The sequence below is a fragment of the Streptomyces sp. NPDC002536 genome, from assembly GCF_053594995.1.
On record NZ_JBSFWU010000024.1, the window covers coordinates 19,784 to 39,165 of the forward strand.

Annotated in this window: 10 protein-coding genes; all 10 read left to right on the plus strand. The window is 72.7% G+C overall.

What is annotated here, in order from left to right:
* Positions 1-51 precede the first annotated feature (51 nt).
* The 10 genes from ACWD4B_RS11685 to ACWD4B_RS11730 all read left to right on the plus strand — a co-directional run bounded on the left by ACWD4B_RS11685 (position 52) and on the right by ACWD4B_RS11730 (position 19,376).
* A complete protein-coding gene (locus ACWD4B_RS11685; RefSeq protein WP_414170850.1) occupies positions 52-1,284 on the plus strand; it encodes a hypothetical protein in 1,233 nt (410 codons plus the stop codon).
* A complete protein-coding gene (locus tag ACWD4B_RS11690) occupies positions 1,281-2,549 on the plus strand; it encodes a 3-isopropylmalate dehydratase large subunit (protein WP_451420583.1) in 1,269 nt (422 codons plus the stop codon). Before ACWD4B_RS11685 ends, ACWD4B_RS11690 begins: the two co-directional genes overlap by 4 nt.
* A 6-nt stretch (positions 2,550-2,555) precedes the next feature.
* Complete coding sequence (locus ACWD4B_RS11695; protein WP_451420584.1) at positions 2,556-3,638, plus strand: isocitrate/isopropylmalate dehydrogenase family protein; 1,083 nt, start codon at positions 2,556-2,558, stop codon at positions 3,636-3,638.
* The gene (gene speB / locus ACWD4B_RS11700) at positions 3,635-4,702 is read left to right on the plus strand and encodes an agmatinase (RefSeq protein WP_451420585.1); all 1,068 of its coding nucleotides are present in this window, start codon (positions 3,635-3,637) and stop codon (positions 4,700-4,702) included. The genes ACWD4B_RS11695 and speB overlap by 4 nt, the downstream gene beginning before the upstream one ends.
* Positions 4,702-5,223, plus strand: coding sequence for a hypothetical protein (locus ACWD4B_RS11705; RefSeq protein WP_451420619.1), 522 nt, complete (start codon positions 4,702-4,704; stop codon positions 5,221-5,223). Before speB ends, ACWD4B_RS11705 begins: the two co-directional genes overlap by 1 nt.
* Entirely contained in the window at positions 5,220-6,827 is a 1,608-nt protein-coding gene (locus tag ACWD4B_RS11710) for an MBL fold metallo-hydrolase (protein WP_451420586.1), read from the plus strand. The genes ACWD4B_RS11705 and ACWD4B_RS11710 overlap by 4 nt, the downstream gene beginning before the upstream one ends.
* A gap of 133 nt (positions 6,828-6,960) precedes the next feature.
* Entirely contained in the window at positions 6,961-7,635 is a 675-nt protein-coding gene (locus ACWD4B_RS11715) for a nitroreductase (protein WP_451420587.1), read from the plus strand.
* A 12-nt stretch (positions 7,636-7,647) separates the two neighbouring features.
* A complete protein-coding gene (locus ACWD4B_RS11720) occupies positions 7,648-8,112 on the plus strand; it encodes a cytochrome P450 (RefSeq protein WP_451420588.1) in 465 nt (154 codons plus the stop codon).
* Positions 8,113-8,561: 449 nt separating this feature from the next.
* The gene (locus ACWD4B_RS11725) at positions 8,562-18,110 is read left to right on the plus strand and encodes an SDR family NAD(P)-dependent oxidoreductase (protein ID WP_451420620.1); all 9,549 of its coding nucleotides are present in this window, start codon (positions 8,562-8,564) and stop codon (positions 18,108-18,110) included.
* Positions 18,111-18,113: 3 nt separating this feature from the next.
* Positions 18,114-19,376 (plus strand): cytochrome P450, encoded by a 1,263-nt coding sequence (locus ACWD4B_RS11730; RefSeq protein ID WP_451420589.1) that lies wholly within the window; start codon positions 18,114-18,116, stop codon positions 19,374-19,376.
* Positions 19,377-19,382 lie beyond the last annotated feature (6 nt).

Sequence of the window (19,382 nt, forward strand, 5' to 3'; positions counted from 1 at the left end):
TCCGGCTGCTCTGGATAGAGGGGTGGAGCGGTGTCTGGGAGTACCGGAGAAGTGTTCACCTGGAATCCGCGCCCGGGTCGCGTCGATCATGTAGGGATCGAGGACGACAGCCTGCGGGACGGATTGCAGGGTGCCTTCGTGCGCCACCCCGACCTCGAGGAGAAGAAGGCGCTCGTGGAGTCCTCCGCGGCGATCGGGATCGAGGCGGCCATGCTCGGGTTCCCCTCCAGCTCGCCGGGCGCCCGCGCGGAGGCGGGACATCTCGTCGAACACCTCGACCGCTGTGGCATCCCGATGGTCCCGCGCTTCCTGGCGCTGGCCGACCCGGCGAGCATCGCACCGATCGCCGAGCTCAACCGGGGCACCGACCGGGATGTGTGGGCCGACTTCTTCGTCGGGTGCAGCCCGCTGCGGCGGCAGGTCGAGGACTGGACCCTCGACAGTGTTCTCGACCGCATCACGGCCGCGGGATCGGCGGCCCGTGACGGAGGCACGAGGTTCGGCGTCAGTTTCGAGGACGCCACACGCACACCGCCCGGGGAACTCGAGCAGATGGTCCACGCGGCGGTCGCCGTGGGGGCGGAAGTCCTCACCGTCTGCGACACGGTGGGGGAGTCGACGCCCGAGGGCGCTGCGCGCATCGTGCGGGCGGTGCGGGCAGCCACGCAACACGCGCTGGCCGATCGCCCTCCGGCGCACGGCGGGGCCGCCGAGGTGCAGATCTGGTGGCACGGCCACGACGACCGGGGGCTCGCGCTGGCGAACGCCCTCGCCGCCGCGGAGGCCGGAGCGGACACGATCAGCGGCGCGTTCCTCGGCCTGGGGGAGCGCGCGGGCAACACCGCGCTCGAACTGGTCGTGATGTACCTCTACCAGGCCGGACACCAGGGCTACCGGCCGGACCGGGTGCTCGGTCACTGCCGCCGGCTCGCGGAGGCGACGGGCACCCCCGTGCGGCGGAACGCCCCCCTGATCGGGGACCAGGCGTTCGCCACCTGCACGGGGACCCACGTCGCGGCCCTGCTCAAGGCCCGCTGCTGGGGACGCGAGACGGAGGACCTGGTGTTCTCCAGCGTGCCCGCCGCCGTGCTCGGACGACAGCAGTCGATCATGGTCGGGCCGACGAGCGGCCGGGCCGCCGCCCGCGAGGCGCTCGCCTCGATCGGGGCCCCGGCCGACGAGAAGAACGTCGACGCGGTGCTGACGCGGGCACGGTCACGGGACCGATGGCTCGAACCGTCCGAGATCCGCGCCCTGTTCGACGCCGGGGGTGCGCCGGCATGATCCCGCAGACCATGACCCACAAGATCCTCGCCCGGGCCGCCGGCCGGGACCACGTGGTCGCCGGGGAGATCGTCGAGGTCGGGATCGACATGGCGTTCACCCACGACCCGGTGTGCGAAGGCCTCCGCAGCGAATTCCACGACGCGTTCGGCGCGGACGCGACGGTGTGGGACCCCGACCGGATCGCCCTCTTCGAGGACCACCTCGTGCCGGCCAAGGACGCCGAGTCGCGGCGGCTCGCCGCGAGCATGGCACGGTTCGCCGCCGAGCAGGGCATCACGCACCACTACCCGTACGGCGAGAACTACGGCATCTGCCACGTGATGATGTGCGAGGAAGGGCTCGTCCAGCCCGGGACGGTGGTGCTCGGCACGGACTCGCACTCGGTGACCTACGGAGCGTTCAACGCCTTCGGCTCCGGCGTCGGCATGATCGACATGGTGAACGCCTTCTACACCGGCGACCTGTGGTTCCGCGTCCCCGAGACCATCGAGGTCCGGATCGAGGGCGAACTCGCCCCGGGCGTGCTGGCGAAGGACGTGATCCTGACCCTGATCGGCGACCTCGGCATGGGAGGCGCCTCGGGCCGGTCGATCGAGTTCTGCGGCTCCACGGTGGACGCCATGTCCGTCGAGGAGCGCATGACGCTGTGCAACATGGTCGTGGAGGCCGGAGCGGTCAACGGCATCATGGCGCTGTCGCCCGCCGCCGCGGACTACCTGGCCGCACGGCCACGGACCGTCGACCACGAGCCGGTGACCAGCGACCCCGGAGCCCCGGTCGCGCGCCGCCTCGCCTACCGCGCCGAGAACCTGCGCCCCGCCGTCGCCTACCCGCACCGGCCGGACAACGTGCACTCGATCGACGAGGCGATGGCCGACCGCATCCGGGTGGACCAGGTCTACATCGGGTCCTGCACCGGCGCGAAGTACGACGACATCGAGGTGGCCGCCGCCGAACTGGCCGGCAGGCACGTCGCGCCCGGGGTACGGCTCATGATCGTGCCCGCCACCATGGGGATCTACCGCCGACTGATCCTGACCGGCGTGATGACGACACTGCTGGCCGCCGGAGCCGTGATCGAATCGCCCGGCTGCAAAGCCTGTTACGGCGCGCACGGCGGCGTCGTCGGCGACGGCGAAGTCTGCCTGTCCACCACCAACCGCAACTTCCGGGGCCGCATGGGCAACCCGAAGTCGTCCGTCTACCTGGCCTCGCCCATCGTCGCCGCGCGGAGCGCGCTCGCCGGCCGGATCACGGAGTAGCCGAGGATGCCGACCGAAGGACCCACCGTGCTCATCCTCCCCGGCGAGGGGATCGGACCCGAAGTCGTACGCGTGGCACGCGACATACTCGAACATGTCCTCGACCGCGCCGGACTGAACGCGGCGATCAGCGAGCACGCCGTGGGCCGCCCGGCGTACGAGCGCACCGGACAGTGGCTGCCCGACCCGGTGCGCGACAGACTCGACAAGGCCGCGGCGACGCCGTGCGGCGCCGTCCTGTTCGGCGCGACAGCGGACGAACCGATCGGCGAACTGCGCAGCCGCTACGACCTGTTCGCCAACCTCCGGCCCGCCCGACCGCTCCCTGCGCTGCGCGCCGTATCCCCCCTGCGACCGGAACGCCTCGAAGGCGTCGACCTGTTGATCGTGCGCGAACTCGTGTCGGACGTCTACTACGGGCGCCGCCGCACGGGCACCGACGCCGGACGACGCTGGGCCGGGCAGGAGATGTACTACCGGGAGGACGAAATCCGCCGCATCCTGCGGTGCGCCTTCCAGCACGCCGAGGCCCGGCGGCGCCACCTCACCCTGGTGCACAAGGCGAACGCCATCCCCGACGTCTTCGGACTCTGGCTGGACGTCCTCGCCGAAGAGCGCCCGGCCCACCCGCACGTCGAGGTCCAGGAGATCTTCGCCGACACCATGGCGATGGAACTCGTCCTGCACCCTGCGGACTTCGACGTCATCGTCACCAGCAACCTGTTCGGCGACCTGCTCTCCGAGATCACCGGCGCGGTGCTGGGATCACTGGGACTCCTTCCCTCGGCGACCCTGAGCCCCACCGGGTTCGCACTCTACGAGCCGGTCGGCGGCACGGCCCCGGACATCGCAGGCACCGGGCGCGCCAACCCGCTCGGGACCATCGGCTCCGTGGAGCTGATGCTGCGCCATACCTTCGACGCCCCGCGATGGGCGGACCTCCTGGCCGCCGCCGTCGCGCGGGCAGTCGAGTCGTGGCGCACCCCCGACATCGCCGGCCCGGAGGACAAACCGTGCACCACCGAGGAGATGGGCGCCGCAGTCCGTGAAGCGTTCGACACTCTGGTGGCCGAGGAGGCAACTCCGTGACGATCCCCGCCACGCCCGGCAGGCCGGGCGGAGCAGCCGATGCCCCGCAGGACTACGACGACGCGGTCCGTCAGGCCGACTACCGCGGGGTGTTCGGCCCGGAGACCTCGTTCCTCGGGCTGCCGCGACGCGAACAGAGCCCCGCAGGCTACGCGGGCGCCGACGTCGTGATCCTCGGAGCGCCCTTCGACGGAACCACGTCCCACCGGCCGGGAACGCGCTTCGGCCCCCAGGCCATCCGCCGGACCGACTACCTGCCCCACGTTCCCTACCGGCCCCACCTGGGCCTCGGGATCGACCCGTTCACCGAACTCACCGTCGTCGATGCAGGGGACGTGCCCACCCCGCCGGGAGAGACCGAGCGGGCGCACCAGCTCCTCGAACGCGCGGTGGGCGAGGTCGTGGACGCGGGAGCCGTCCCCTTCACGCTGGGCGGCGACCACAGCATCGCCTGGCCGACGATGCGGGGCATCGCGAGCCGACGCGGCGCCGGGACGTTCTCGGTGATCCACTTCGACGCCCATGCCGACATCGGGGACACCAGCGACTTCGGCTCGAAGTACGGACACGGCACCGTCATGCGACGGGTACTGGAGTCCGGCACCGTGCCGGGGGACCGGTTCGTCCAGATCGGGCTGCGCGGCTACTGGCCCGGGCCGCGCACCCTCGCGTGGGCGGCCGACCTGGGAGTGCGGTCGGTCACCATGTACGAGCTGAGCTCCCGCGGCCTCGACGCCTGCCTGGACGAGGTCCTCGGACAGCTCGGATGCGGTCCCGTGTACCTGACGATCGACATCGACGTCGTCGACCCGGGCATGGCCCCGGGGACCGGGACGCCCGAACCGGGCGGGCTGACCAGCCGCGAACTCCTCGACGCGGCACGGACCTGCGCCCAGCGCACCGACCTCGTCGGCGCGGAGATCGTCGAACTCTCGCCGCCCTACGACGGACCGGGGGAGATCACGGCCTTCCTTGCGAACCGGATCGTACTGGAGGTGCTGTCGGGGATGGCGTGGAGGCGCCGCGCCGGCTCGTCGGCCGAGGACGGAGGGATGCCGTCGTGATGCTCAGCGGCCTCGCCTACGGGGTGGGGGACTTCGTGGACACCGACGTGATGAGTCCGGGCCGCTTCGAACCCTACGAAGGACCGGAACAGCTCGCCCGGATCGCCCTGATCGACTACCCGGCCGACACCCCGTTCGTCGACCCGCGGACGGGCCGTTCGCCCTACACCGTGATCTTCGCCGGGACGGAGTTCGGCTGCGGTTCGAGCCGGGAGACCGCACCACAAGCGCTCTACCACGCCGGAGCCCGCGTGGTGGTCGCCAAGTCCTTCGGCAACATCTTCTTCCGCAACTGCGTCAACATGGGCCTGCTGTTCCCCGTCGTCGGAGACCACGGCTTCGACGAGTCGGTCACCGGCGAACCGGTCAGCGTGGACCTCACCCGCCGGGTCGTCACCTGCGCAGACCGTCGAATGGAGTTCGCCGACCTCGGAGCCCTGCAGGGCATCGTCGACGCCGGCGGTCTCACCCCGTACACCCTCGACCGCGTCCGGTCGGGGCAGCGAAGGCGTGAACGATGAGCGCACCCCCGGACTCCCGCAGGCCCGTCTCGCTGCGCCCCGACGTCGTGGTCGAGCCACTGGTCGACCGCTGGTACGCGTGGTCGCACCTGCTCTCGCCCGCCACGGCGGCGCGCAACATCGCCCGCCGCCACCTGCCGATCATGACGTCCTACCTGGCGGCGCCGGCGGTCCACCAACGGTCGGCCCGGACCCCGGCCCTGGCCGGCGGCCCGTTCATGGATCTCGACGGGGACCGCTCGGCGGACGTCGAGGCCCTGATCGAGGCCACCCGGCGACGAGCCGCGCGGCTGCTCGAACTCGACGCTGCGGTCGACGCACTGCAGGATCTGCTCGCCAACGCCGACCCGGGTGCGCCGCTCGAGCAGCTCTATCCCCTTGTGCCGGAGCCGCTGAAAGGCTACGTGGAACTGGTCTACGACCTGCGGGACAACGCCTCGTTCCGGCTGATCGAGGGGCTGCTGTACCGCAGCGACTACGCGGCGCCCGACGGTCAGTCCCTCGCGCTGTCGCCCCTTCGCGCCGACCGCCGCCCCTTCGTCCTCTCCACCCCCCGCCTCGACACCGACGACCGGATCGTGCTGCCCGTGGCCTTCCACCACCCCGGCGTCGACGTCATGTTCTCGACGACGCGCTCACCGAGGCCGTTCGGCGAGATTGCGGATGCCCTGGAGCTCACACCCGGCGCCGCGGCGCTGCTGGCGCCGTACTTCACCGCTGCCCCCGCAACGGCCGCACCGAGGGAGTCCGTCCGGAAGAAGCCGGGCATCCGCTACCTCGGACACGCCTGCGTCCTGGCGGAGACCGACCAGGGCTCGGTCCTGGTGGATCCGCTGCTTCCGCCGGCCTTCCCGGGCGCCGGCCCCCGCCTGGCCGACAGCGACCTGCCCGACCACATCGACCACGTCCTGATCACCCATGGGCACCAGGACCACCTGGTGCTGGAGACGCTCCTGCGCCTGCGCACCCGGATCGGGACGATCGTCGTGCCCCGGTCGGACTCGGGGTCGCTGCAGGATCCGTCATTGCGGCTGGCACTGGAGGCCGCGGGATTTCCCCGGGTGATCGAGCTCGGGGAGCTCCAGGAGCTCGAGACTCCCGCGGGCCGGATCATGGCTGTGCCCTTCTTCGGCGAGCACGGCGACCTCGCCATCGCGGCGAAGTCGGCGTGGCGGCTGGAGGCCGACGGGAAAGTCGTGCTCTTCGCCGCCGACACCTCCACGGTGGACCCCGAGGCGTACGCGCACGTGCGGCGAGCCATCGGCGAGGTCGACGTGCTCTTCCTGGGCATGGAGTGCGAAGGGGCCCCGCTGACCTGGCTCTACGGGCCCCTGTTCACCTCCGCGCCCGACCGGGAGGCCGCCGCGCGCCGACGCCTGAACGGCAACGACGACCTCGGCGCGGTGGCACTCGCCGAGGCGCTGGGATGCGGCCGGGCCTACGTGTACGCCATGGGCCACGAGCCGTGGGTGTGGTACCTGACGACGACGACCTTCAACGAGACCGCGGTACCGGTGCGGGCGGCCGAACGGTTCGTGACGGCCTGCCGCGCCCGGGGGATCGAGGCACGGCGCCTGCACGGTTCGTGCGACCTGCCGTGGTGACGGCGGTTCGTTTTCCCTTGTCGCCGCGGGAGAGACGGACCGTGCCCCCGTCGCCCCGTCCCGGACCGCTGTCGAGCACGACCTGGGGAACGCACCCGCGGGCATCCGCGGGCACCCGCGGAAAGGAGAGGGCGTGACGTCTCTGGAGCCGTCGCTGGTGGCCGAGCGGCTCATCCGTGGCCGGCGCGCGGTCCGTGCCTACCGGCCCGACCCCGTACCGGACACGGTGCTCACCGCGATTTTCGACCTGGCCACCGCCGCCCCGTCGAACGGCAACACCCAGCCCTGGTCGGTCGACGTCGTCAGCGCCGGAGCCCGTGAACGGCTCGGAGAGGCATTGGTCCAGGCCGCCGAAGAGGGGAAACAGACCCCCGACTTCCCGGTGCGCCGGTACACGGGTGCCGCCGCGGAACGCAGTTCCGAGGCCGGAGCGATCATCTACGGGGCACTGGGGGTCGCCCGCGACGACCGTGCCGGGCGGCGCCGGGCATTCCTCGCCGGGTTGCGCTTCTACGGCGCGCCACATGTCGCGTTGCTCTCGGTTCCCGCGGACGCGGACGAGCGTATGGCGGCCGACCTCGGTATCTACGCCCAGACCCTCATGCTCGCCATGACGGCCCACGGCGTCGCCAGTTGCCCTCAGGGCGTGCTCGGGCTCTACGCCGACGCAGTACGCTCCGTCCTCGGCCCGTCAAGCGGCAAACTGCTGTTCGGTATCTCCTTTGGCTACCCCGCGCCGGGAGCCGTGGCGGCCATGCCGCCCGTGCCCCGCGCGCCACTTGGCGAGACCACACGGTTCCACAAGTGAGCGGATGAGGCCGTGGCCTCCGCGTCCGGCGGTGGGTTGGCCGGTCCATCCAGAACAACAGCATCTCGCCCCAGTGGCCGGGGACGATGTGAAGATCGGGGCAGCGGTCGAAGGCTTCTTATCCGCCACCGAGCTGTCCCTGATTCGCCGCGCCACGGCGGACGTCGAGACCGGCGGCACCCTGATACGGGGGGGGGTGAGGGCGTCGCCGCCCTGTCCGTCGCCGCCAACCGCGACCCCGCGGCCTTCGCCGACCCGGACACGTTCGATGTCACCAGGGACAACCGCAGGCACCTGGCTTTTGGCTCGGGACCGCACCAGTGCCTCGGCAGGAATCCGGCCCGGCTGGAGCTGCGCATCGTCCTCGACACTCTGTTCCGGCGCATCCCCACTCTCCGCCTGGCCACGCCACGCGACGAACTGCGCTTCGTCAACGGCTCCGCGTTCTCGGTATCGGCACTCCCGGTCGCTTGGTGACGGAGACAAAAAGCGTCGGCCGTCCGCCATGCGTTTACCGAGTTGCGGGAGAGGCAGTTCGTTTCGTGCCTTGAGTTCCGGGTAGAGCGAGTCGTCCCGCTGCCCGGTAATCGAGCGGCGTCACTGGTCGAACTCGTGGCTTGCGGTTTTGGCTGTTCTCCGTGGCCGGCCCGGCGACGGTCAAAGGGAGTGCTCGCCTGGGGATGGCCGGTGCGACGGAACGGTTGTCTCGCATTTGGCGGTTAGCGGAACTCGGCGTGATCTGCCACGCGTCACGGCAGTGGTGGAAATCCTGGACAACAGGCCGAAGTTTCTAGTGAAATCCCCAGATTTTGGTCGGTCGGAGGTGTTGTGTGGAATGAGCCTGAGCGCTGATCATGTTGATGCACCTCGATTTATCGGCGCTTGGTTGGACGGTCGCGAGTTCGGTGAATGATCTTGCGCCCATGGTGGCCGACAAAGTCCAAACTGCTCTGGGAGGGCACCGGATGCCGGGCGAACCGATTGCGATTGTGGGAATGGCGTGCCGCTACCCGGGCGGAATAGTCGCCCCGGAAGGGCTCTGGCAGGTGGCCAGGGACGGGATCGACGCGATCGGCGAGTTACCGGACGACCGGGGCTGGGACCTGGCGGCTCTCTACGATCCCGACCCGGACCGGCCCGGTACCTCCTACGTCCGGCACGGCGGCTTCCTCTACGACGCCGGCCATTTCGACGCCGAGTTCTTCGGGCTGTCCGCCCGCGAGGCGTTGACCACCGATCCGCAGCAGCGCCTTCTGCTCACGACGGCGTGGGAGGCCCTGGAGAACGCGGCCATCGATCCCACCTCGCTGCGGGGCAGCCGCACGGCCGTGTTCGCCGGCTCGATGATGCACGACTACGCGCCCCGGGTGCATACCGTCCCGGACGGGCTGGAGGGGTACCTGATCACCGGGAACACCTCCAGCGTGGTGTCCGGCCGAGTGGCCTACGTGCTCGGCCTCACCGGACCCGCGGTCACGGTGGACACCGGCTGCTCCTCGTCGCTGGTGACCACTCATCTCGCGGTGCAGTCGCTGCGTCTCGGCGAGTGCGACCTGGCCCTGTCCGGCGGGGTGACGGTGATGGCGACCCCGGAGATGTTCGTGGAGTTCTCGCGGCTGCGGGGCCTCGCCCCGGACGGCCGGTGCAAGCCGTTCTCCGTGACGGCGGACGGTACGGCCTGGTCCGAGGGCGTCGGAATGCTGGTGCTGGAACGGCTCTCCGACGCCCTGCGCCATGGGCACACCGTGCACGCGCTGGTGCGCGGCACCGCGGTCAACTCGGACGGGGCCTCCAACGGGCTCTCCGCACCCAGCGGGCCGGCTCAGGAACGGGTGCTGCGGGCGGCGCTGGCCGACGCCGGACTGTCCGAGGCGGACGTCGACGCGGTGGAGGCGCATGGCACGGGCACCAGGCTCGGCGACCCGATCGAGGCACGGGCGCTGCTGGCGGTGCACGGCCCGCAGCGGGCGCGCTCGCTGCTGGTGGGGTCGGTCAAGTCGAACATCGGGCACACGCAGGCCGCTGCCGGGGTGGCGGGCATCCTGAAGATGGTGCACGCCATGCGCGTCGGCGTGCTGCCGCGCATCCTGCACCTGACCGAGCCTAGCCCGCACGTGGACTGGGAGTCCGGCAGGGTCACTCCGCTCGCGGAGGACACGCCGTGGCCGGAGACCGGACTCCCGCGCCGGGCCGGGGTGTCCTCGTTCGGCATCAGCGGCACCAATGCCCATGTGATCCTGGAACAGGCGCCGGAACCCGCGCCCGCCGCGGCACCGCGACCGGCGTCCGCGGTGCCGCTGCTGCTGTCCGCACGGACGGCGGAGGCGCTGCGGGAGCAGGCCGGCCGGCTGGCCGAGCGGCTCCGCCCGGACCGGGTCGGCCTGCTGGACGCCGGATTCACGCTGGCGACCGGCCGGGCCGGGTTCGAGCACCGGGCCGCCGTCCTCGGCCGGGACCGGGAATCGTTGGTGCACGGACTGGACGCGCTCGCCGAGGGCGGTTCGGCACCGGGCACGGTCGTCGGGTCACCCTGCCGGGACACCAGCCCGGTGCTGTTGTTCCCCGGCCAGGGCACGCAGTGGACCGGGATGGCCACGGGACTGCTGGAGTCCAGCCCGGTCTTCGCCGGGCACATGGCGGCCTGTCAGGACGCGATGGCGCCGTACGTGGACTGGAACCTGGGCGACGTGCTCACCGACGCGGACGCGCTGCTCCGGGTGGACGTGGTGCAGCCCGCGCTGTGGGCGGTCATGGTGTCGCTGGCCGGACTCTGGCGGGCACACGGGGTGCGGCCGGCCGCGGTGGTGGGCCACTCCCAGGGCGAGATCGCGGCCGCGACCGTGGCCGGCGCGCTGTCCCTGGACGACGGGGCGCGGATCGTCACGCTGCGCAGCCGGGCATTGCGGGCGCTCTCCGGTACGGGCCGGATGCTGTCGGTGGGGCTGCCGAGAGCGGCGGTCGAAGAGTCGATGGCCCGCTGGGGCGAGGATCTCTCGGTGGCCGCGGTCAACGGGCCGCGCTCGACGGTGGTCTCCGGTGCCGTCCAGGCGGTCGAAGAGTTCGCCGCCGCACTGGTCGCCGAGGACATACGGGCGCGCCTGTTGCCGGTGGACTACGCCTCGCATTCGGCGCAGGTCGAACTGCTGCGTGCGGAGCTGCGCGAACTGCTGGCGCCGGTGACTCCGATGGCGGCCGAGGTTCCCTTCCACTCGACCGTGACCGGCGGCCCGGTGGACACCACCGGGCTGGACGCGGACTACTGGTACCGCAACCTGCGCGCCACGGTCGAGTTCGAGGCGACGGTGCGCGGGCTGGTCGCCGCCGGACACACCACGTTCCTGGAGTCGAGCCCGCATCCGGTGCTCGCCGGCGGCGTGCGGCAGATCCTCAGTGACCACCAGGAGGACCACGACGGGGGCGGCGTGGTGCTGGAGACCCTGAAACGGGACGACGGTGATGCCGACCGCTTCCTGCTGGCCGTGGCCGAGGCAGCCGTGCACGGCGTGGACGTGCACTGGAACGGGCTGTTCGACGACGCCCGGAGTGTGGAGCTGCCGACCTACCCGTTCCGCCGGCAGCGGTACTGGATGCTGCCCACCGCCGCCTCCGGGCCCGCCGCGGGGCATCCGATGCTGGACTCGGTGGTCCAGCTCGCCGGCGGTGGCCTGGTCGCCACCTGTCGACTCTCCCTCACCCGGCACCCCTGGCTGGCCGAGCACGAGGTGCGCGGCACCGTGCTGCTGCCCGGGGCCGCGTTCGTCGAACTGGCGCTGCACGCGGGTGAGCGGGCGGGGCTGCCGATGCTGGACGAGCTGGTGCTGGAGAGCCCGCTGGTGCTGCCCGAGCGGGGCGAGACCGAGTTGCAGATCGCGATCGGCGAGACGGATCCGGGCGCGCTCGCGATGTACGCCCGGTCCGCGCCGGACGCGCCGTGGACCCGGTACGCGACGGGGACGCTCCGGGCCGCGGAGTCCGGCGGCGCGACCCTGACGGAGTGGCCGCCGGCCGGCGCCGAGGAGATCGACCTCGACGGCGCGTACGCACAGCTCGACGAGCGGGGTTACGAGTACGGGCCGGCCTTCCAGGGGTTGCGGCGGGCCTGGCGGCTCGGAGCGGAGCGCTGGGCCGAGGTCGAACTGCCCGTCGATCCCGGACGGTTCGGCCTGCACCCGGCCCTGCTCGACGCCGCATTGCACCCGCTGCTGCTGGATGCGGGGGACGCGCCGGTGAGGTTGCCGTTCTCCTGGAGCGGGGTCGCACTCCATGCGGTCGGGGCCACAGCATTGCGGGTGCGGCTGACTCCGCAGGGCAACGACTCGTTCGCCGTGGCGCTCGCCGACGCGGCGGGGGAAGCGGTGGCCACGATCAGCGCGCTCGCGCTCCGGCCCGTGGGGCCTGTGCGGTCGGGGACGGCGGGCGTGGACCGGGCGCTGCACCGGCTGGACTGGGTGCCGGTTGCGCGGCGGCCCGCCCCGGCGATCGTGGATGCGCCGGTCGTGGACGTGGCCGGGCCTGAGGAAGCACTGGCGCGGGTCCGCGAGTTTTTGGGCACCGATGACGAGGGGGCGGCGGACGGGCCCCTGATCGTGCGGACCCGTGGTGCGGTCGCGATCGCCCCGGAGGACGACCAGGACCCCGACGCCGCGGCGGCCTGGGGCTTGGTCCGCACGGCACGCACCGAGCATCCCGGCCGGTTCGTGCTGGTCGACCTGGACCGCCCTGGCGACCCCGAGGACGCCGACTCCGCCCTGGAGCTGGCGTTGGGCACCGGTGAGCCGGAGATCGCCATCCGCGGCGGGCAGGCGTTCGCGCCGCGGCTGGCTCGGGTAACGCGGACGGGGGACCGGCCCGCCCTCGCCGGAGGCACGGTGTTGATCACCGGCGGGACCGGCGTACTCGGCCGGGAGCTGGCCCGGCACCTGGTCACCGAACACGGGGTGCGGCACCTGGTGTTGGCGGGGCGGCGCGGCGGCGCGGCGGCGCTCGAGTCCGGTCTTGAAGACCTGACCGGCACCGCCGAGATCACGGTCGTGGCGTGCGACGTCGCCGACCGGGCCGCCCTCGCCGAGCTGCTGGCGGCGATCCCCGCGCACCACCCGCTGACCGCGGTGATCCACGCCGCCGGGGTGCTGGACGACGGCACGGTGCGCTCCCTCACCGCCGAACGGCTGAACGCGGTGCTGCGACCGAAAGTCGAGGGTGCGCGCAACCTGCACGAACTGACCGAACACCTCGACCTGGCCGCGTTCGTGCTGTTCTCCTCCGTAGCCGGTGTCCTCGGCACGCCGGGGCAGGCGAATTACGCGGCCGCCAACGCGTGGCTGGACGGGCTGGCGCAGCACCGCCGCTCGCGGGGACTGCCCGCTTCGTCGATGGCGTGGGGACTTTGGGCGCAGGACACCGGCATGACCGGGCGGCTGGGCGACACCGACCGGGCCCGGCTGCGGCGAAGCGGGCTCGTGCCGATGTCCCGCGAGCACGGGCTAGCACTGTTCGACGCGGCGCTGGGCACCGACCTGGCGTGCACCGTGCCCGCCCGTTTCGACCTGGCCAACGTGCGTGCGGCAGGCCCGGAGCGGGCCCCGGTGTGGGCCGGGCTGCTCGGCGTCCGGCGGAGCGCGGCCCGGCCGGCCTCCGTGGCCGCGGCGCCCGTGTTCGTCTCCGGTGGCGAGCGGTCGGTGCTCGATCTCGTGCTGGCCACGGTGGGCTCCGTGCTCGGCGTGGAGCGCCGGGTGGACCCGGCGCGGGCGTTCCGCGATATCGGCTTCGACTCGCTGTCCGGGGTGGAGCTGCGCAACCGGCTCACCGCCGCGACCGGGGTGCGGCTCCCTGCGACCGCGGTGTTCGACCACCCCACCCCCACGGCCCTGGCCGGGTACCTGTCCGGGCAGCTCCCCAGCGCGGTACCCGGCGGCCGGACACCGGTCGCCGGGCCCGGCCCGCACGACATGGACGACCCGGTGGTGCTGGTCGGCGCGAGCTGCCGCTTTCCCGGCGGGGTGTCCACCATGGACGAGCTGTGGGAGTTGCTGGCCGCCGGGCGGGACGCGATCACCGAGTTCCCGGCGGATCGCGGCTGGAACCTGGACGAGGTCTACCACCCGGAGCCGGGCCGTGGCGGGCGCAGCTACGTGCGGCATGGCGGCTTCCTGGACGGGATCGCCGAGTTCGACAACGGCTTCTTCGGCGTCGCCCCGGCCGAGGCGGTCTCGATGGACCCACAGCAGCGCATCCTGCTGGAACTGGCCTGGCACGCGCTGGAGGACGCCGGGATCGACCCGAGCGCGTTGCGGGGCACCCGCACCGGTGTCTACCTCGGGCTGATGGGCAACGACTATGCGCGCCACGCGCACCGGACGCCCGAGGACCTCACCGGCGACGTCTCGATCGGCAACGCGGGCAGCGTCGCGTCGGGGCGGCTGGCCTACACGTTCGGTTTCCACGGCCCGGCGATCACGGTGGACACGGCGTGTTCCTCCGCGCTGGTGGCGATGCACCAGGCTGCGCAGGCGCTGCGGGCCGGTGAGTGCACGGTCGCGCTGGCGGGTGGCATCACGGTGCTTACCACGCCGACGCTGTTCGTGGAGTTCTCCCAGGTGGGGGTGCTCGCCCCGGATGGCCGGTGCAAACCGTTCGACGCGGCCGCGGAGGGCACCGCGTGGAGCGAGGGCGCCGGCCTGCTGGTGATGGAGCGGCTTTCCACCGCGCGCGAACGGGGCCACCGGGTGCTCGCCGTGCTGCGCGGCTCGGCACTCAACTCCGACGGCGCGTCCAACGGGCTGACCGCGCCGAACGGATCGGCCCAGCAGCGGGTGATCCGGGACGCGCTGGCCGTCGCGGGCCTGGCGCCCGGCGAGGTGGACGCGGTGGAGGCGCACGGCACCGGAACCCCACTCGGCGACCCGATCGAGGCCACCGCGCTGCTGGCGACCTACGGGCAGGACCGGGCGCGGCCCGTGCTGGTCGGGTCCGCGAAGTCCAACCTCGGGCACACCCAGGCCGCGGCGGGCTTGGCGGGTGTGCTCAAGATGGCGCTGGCCATGCGGCACGGCCGGTTGCCCCGGACCCTGCACTTGAATGCCCCGAGCCCGCACGTGAACTGGGACGACGGCGCGGTGCAGTTGCTCGACGAGCCGATGGACTGGCCGCGCGTGGGCCGACCGCGCCGGGCGGCGGTGTCCTCGTTCAGCCTCAGCGGCACCAACGCGCACGTGATCCTGGAGGAACCCGAGCCCGAGCCCGAACCGGAGCCGGCGACCGCCGCGGCTCCGCCGCTGATCCCGTGGGTGCTCTCCGCAGCCACCCCGGAGGCGCTGCCCGCGCAGGCCGAGGCCCTGCTCCGCCGACTGACCGACGAGGACGGGAACGGCTCGCCGTCCGCGCTGGACGTGGCCTACTCGCTGGCCACCACGCGGGCCCGGCTGCGTGCCCGCACAGTCGTGCTCGGCACGAGCACCGGCGAGCTGACCGCCGCGCTGCGAGCCGGGACCGGCAGTACCGGAGTGGCGGCCGACGGCGCGACCGCGTTCCTGTTCCCCGGCCAGGGCGTGCAGTACGCGGACATGGCCACGTCGCTCCGAGACCGGGTACCGGTGTTCGCGGCGGCCCTCCAGGAGATCGCCGCCGAGCTGGACCCGCTGCTGGACCGGCCGCTCGCCGAGATCCTCCGGGACGGACCCGGTGAACGCACCGACCATGCGCAGGCCGCGGTGTTCGCGGTTCAGGTGGCGGTGTTCCGGCTGCTCACCACGATGGGGGTGCGGCCGGACGCGGTGGCCGGGCACTCGGTCGGCGAACTCGCCGCAGCGCACGCCGCGGGCGTGTTCTCGCTGGCCGACGCCTGCACCCTGGTGGCCGCGCGCGGGCGGCTGATGCGCGAACTCGGTGGCGAGGGCGCGATGGTGGCGGTCCAGATACCGGAAGCCGACGTGCCGGAACTGCTGCGCGGCCGCGAGGACCGGGTGGCGCTGGCCGCGGTGAACGGGCCCGCCTCGGTGGTGCTCGCCGGGGACGCGGACGCGGTGCGGGAGATCTCGCAGCGGGTGGCCCACGTGCACCGCCTGGCGGTGCGGCACGCGTTTCACTCCCACCACATGGACCCGGTTCTGGACCCCTTCCGGGAGGTGCTGGCCGGAGTGGACTTCCGGACACCGGCGATTCCGGTCGTGTCCTCGGTGACCGGCGCACGGGTCACCGAAGAGCTTTGCGACCCGGAGTACTGGGTCCGGCATATGCGGGAACCGGTGCGCTTCCACGACTGCCTGCGCGCTCTGGACGCGGCGGGCACCAGCACCTACCTGGAGCTGGGACCGGGCGCGACGCTCAGCACGCTCGGCCAGGAGGCGCTGGGCGGGGACGGTTTCCTGCCGGTGCTACGGCAGGACGCCGACGAGGTGCACGGCCTGCTGACGGCGTTGGCGACCGCGCACACCCGGGGGGTCGACGTGGACTGGGCGGCCTGGTGCGCGGGCGGGCGGGCGGTGCCACTGCCCGGCTACGCGTTCACCCGGCAGCGGTTCTGGCTGCCCGACGACGACGGGGCCCCCGCCGACCCTCTGCTGCACGGTGTCGAGTGGCCGCTGCTGCCCGTCCCCGGCCCGGTCGCCGACGCGCCGGGGCCGTGGCTGGTGGTGGCTCCGCCGGGCGCGGACTGGGACCGGCTCACCAAGGACGTGGCGGGCGTGCTGGGCGAAGGGACCCGCACCGTGCGCGGCGACGCCGTGGACAGCGAGCACTGGGACCGGCTGCTGCCCGACCTGCCGGGCGGCGGCATCGTGTCCCTCCTGGCGATGGCCGAGGGCTCGGACACGCCGCGGGTGCCGACCGGCCTGGCCGCCACCCTGGCGCTGCTGCGGGCGCTGCTGTCCAGAGGCGCGGATACGCCCCTGTGGTCGATCACCAGCGGCGCCGTACGGGCCGACCCCGCGGACACCGTGGCGAATCCGGAGCAGGCCGCCGTGTGCGGGTTGGCCCGGGTCGCGGGCATGGAAGCGCCCCGGCTGCACGGCGGCTTGGTGGACCTGCCGCTGCGACCGGCCGCGGGGGACCTGGCCGCGCTGCCCGCCGCGCTGGCCGCCGGAGACGAGATCGCGATCCGGGACGGGCGGCTGTACGCCAGGCGACTGGTCCCGGTGCCCCGCACCGAACCCGCCACGACGGAGCCCATCGGCACCGTGCTGATCACCGGGGGGCTGGGCGGCATCGGCGCGCACGTCGCCCGCCGGCTGGCGGCCCGGGGCGCGGACCGCCTGCTGCTGGTCGGCCGCCGGGGCGCGGACACCCCTGGCGCGACGGAACTGCGCGCCGAACTCACCGCGCTGGGCACCGAGGTCGAAATCGCCGGCTGCGATGTGGCGGACCGCGAGGCGCTGGCCGGGCTGCTCGCCGGGCGGTCGCTCACCGGTGTGGTGCACGCCGCCGGGGTGCTCGACGACGGGGTGCTGGAGGCGCTGTCCGAGGCCCGGCTGGCGCGGGTGTTCGCGGCGAAGGCGGACGGCGCGCGGTTCCTGCACGAGCTGACCGCCGGCCATCCGCTGCGCTTCTTCGTGCTGTGCTCCTCGCTGGCCGGCACCGCAGGCTCGCCGGGACAGGGCAACTACGCCGCGGCCAACGCCGTCGTGGAAGCGCTGGCAGCCCATCGACAGGCCGACGGCCTGCCCGCGACGAGCCTGGCCTGGGGCCCCTGGCTGGACACCGGGATGACCACGTCCTGGCCCGTCGGCTCGCGGTCGGACAGCGGCGCCACGCCGATGCCCGCCGGCCGGGCGCTGGACGCGCTGGAGCGGGCACTGTCCGGCGGTGCGGCGCAGTACGTGGTCGGTGCCGTGGACTGGCCGCGGTTCGCCGCCGCACGGCCAGGGCGCCTGTGCTCCGGACTGCCAGGTGTGGGCGCGGACACCGGGCCCGAACCCGCGAGCGCGTTGCGGGAACGGCTGGCGGCCACCGCGCCGCAGCAGCGGTCGTCGGTGCTGCTGGAGCTGGTCACCGCCCGGGTCGCCGTCGTGTCGGGCCGGCCGGCCGGAAACCTGGACGCGCACCGGCCGTTCCAGGAACTGGGCCTGGACTCGCTGGCCGGGGTCCGGCTGCGCAACCTGCTCGGCGCGGACACCGGAGTGCCGCTGGCGGCCTCCGCGGTCTACGACCATCCCACCGCCGCCGCGCTGGCCCGGTACCTCGGCGACGCGCTCGGTGTCGACGAGGGCGACCCGGCCGAACGGGCCGTGCTGGACCGCCTGAGGGAGCTGGAGGCGGCCCTGCTCCGGCGGCCTCCGTCCGTGCCCGTCCCCGAGGTGATCACTACGACACTGCGGCGGCTGCTGCGCAGCCAGGAAGACGGCACCGCCGATGAGCGGGCCGCGGTGCCCGACCTGAGCGGCGCCACGGACGACGAGATGTTCACGCTGATCGACGGAGTGCTCGACGACGCGGAACCGGACACCGGTCGCACGGTCGGCCGTGCCACGGAGAGGAGTTAGCCCATGTCAGTGCCAAGCCGCCCACCGGCCACCGTGCTGGACAACCCGCTGCACGCCCTGCTCGACCGGGAGGTGCTCGCGAACCCCTACCCGTTGTTCGAGCGGTGGCGAGAGCAAGGTCCGATGTGGACGTCGGACGGTTCCCTGCTGCTGAGCGACCACGACAACTGCATGGCGGTGCTCAAGAGCCACACGACCATGGGCAGTGACACGTTCAACGCGCCGGGGATGCGGGAACTCTTCGGCGACCGCGGCGACGAGCCGGTGCTCAACTCGATCTTCTTCATGGACGATCCCGGACACGGGCGGCAGCGGAACCTGGTCAGCAAGGCATTCACGCCACGGATCACCGCGCGCTTCGAACCGTGGATTCGCGAGATCGTGGACGAACTGCTCCGCGACTGCCTGGCCGACGGCGAGTTCGACGGCGTGCAGGACCTGGCCGCGGTGCTCTCGCTGCGGGTCATCGCGACGCTCCTGGGCATCCCGGGCGAGGACATCCCGATGCTGCGGGAGTGGTCCAGCGACATGGCGCTGTCCACGGAGCTGCCCACGCTGGTGGCCAGCTTCCACTCCGCCGCGATGTTCGACCGCGAGGAACTCGTCCGCATCATCCGCACCACCACCGAACTGCACGGCTACTTCGCGGACCTCATCCACAAGCGCCGCCGCAACCCCGGCGAGGACCTCATCTCCAGCCTGCTCTCCACGCAGGAGGACGGGCGCGGGCTGAGCCGGCGTGAGGTGACGAACGTCGTGGTGACCGTCTTCACCGCGGCCCACGAGTCCACCACGAACCTGATCACCAACGGCCTGCTCGCGATGTCGCGCCACCCGGAGCAGTTCCAACTGCTCCGGCAGGACCCGGCGATCGTCGGCGACGTGGTCAGCGAGGCGCTGCGCTACGACTGCCCGATCATGCTGACCGGCCGTGTCGCGCTGCGGTCCGACCGGATCAACGGCCTCGACATCCCCGAGGGTTCGGTGGTCACCCTCGTCCTCGCGTCCGGCAACCGGGACGAGCGGGTGCACCCGAGGGCGGGTCGGTTCATCGTGGACCGGAAGCCGGCCGTGATGAACCTCGCCTTCGGCGCCGGCGCGCACTACTGCCTCGGCAGCAGCCTGGCCCGGCTGGAGGCGGAAATCGTGTTCGGTGAGCTGGCCCGCCGGCTGCGCGGCTTCCACGTGCACGAGGACTCACTGAGCTACCGCAGGCACGTGGTCGTCCGCGGCCTCGACACCGAACGCATCACCTTCCAACTCTGACCGGCC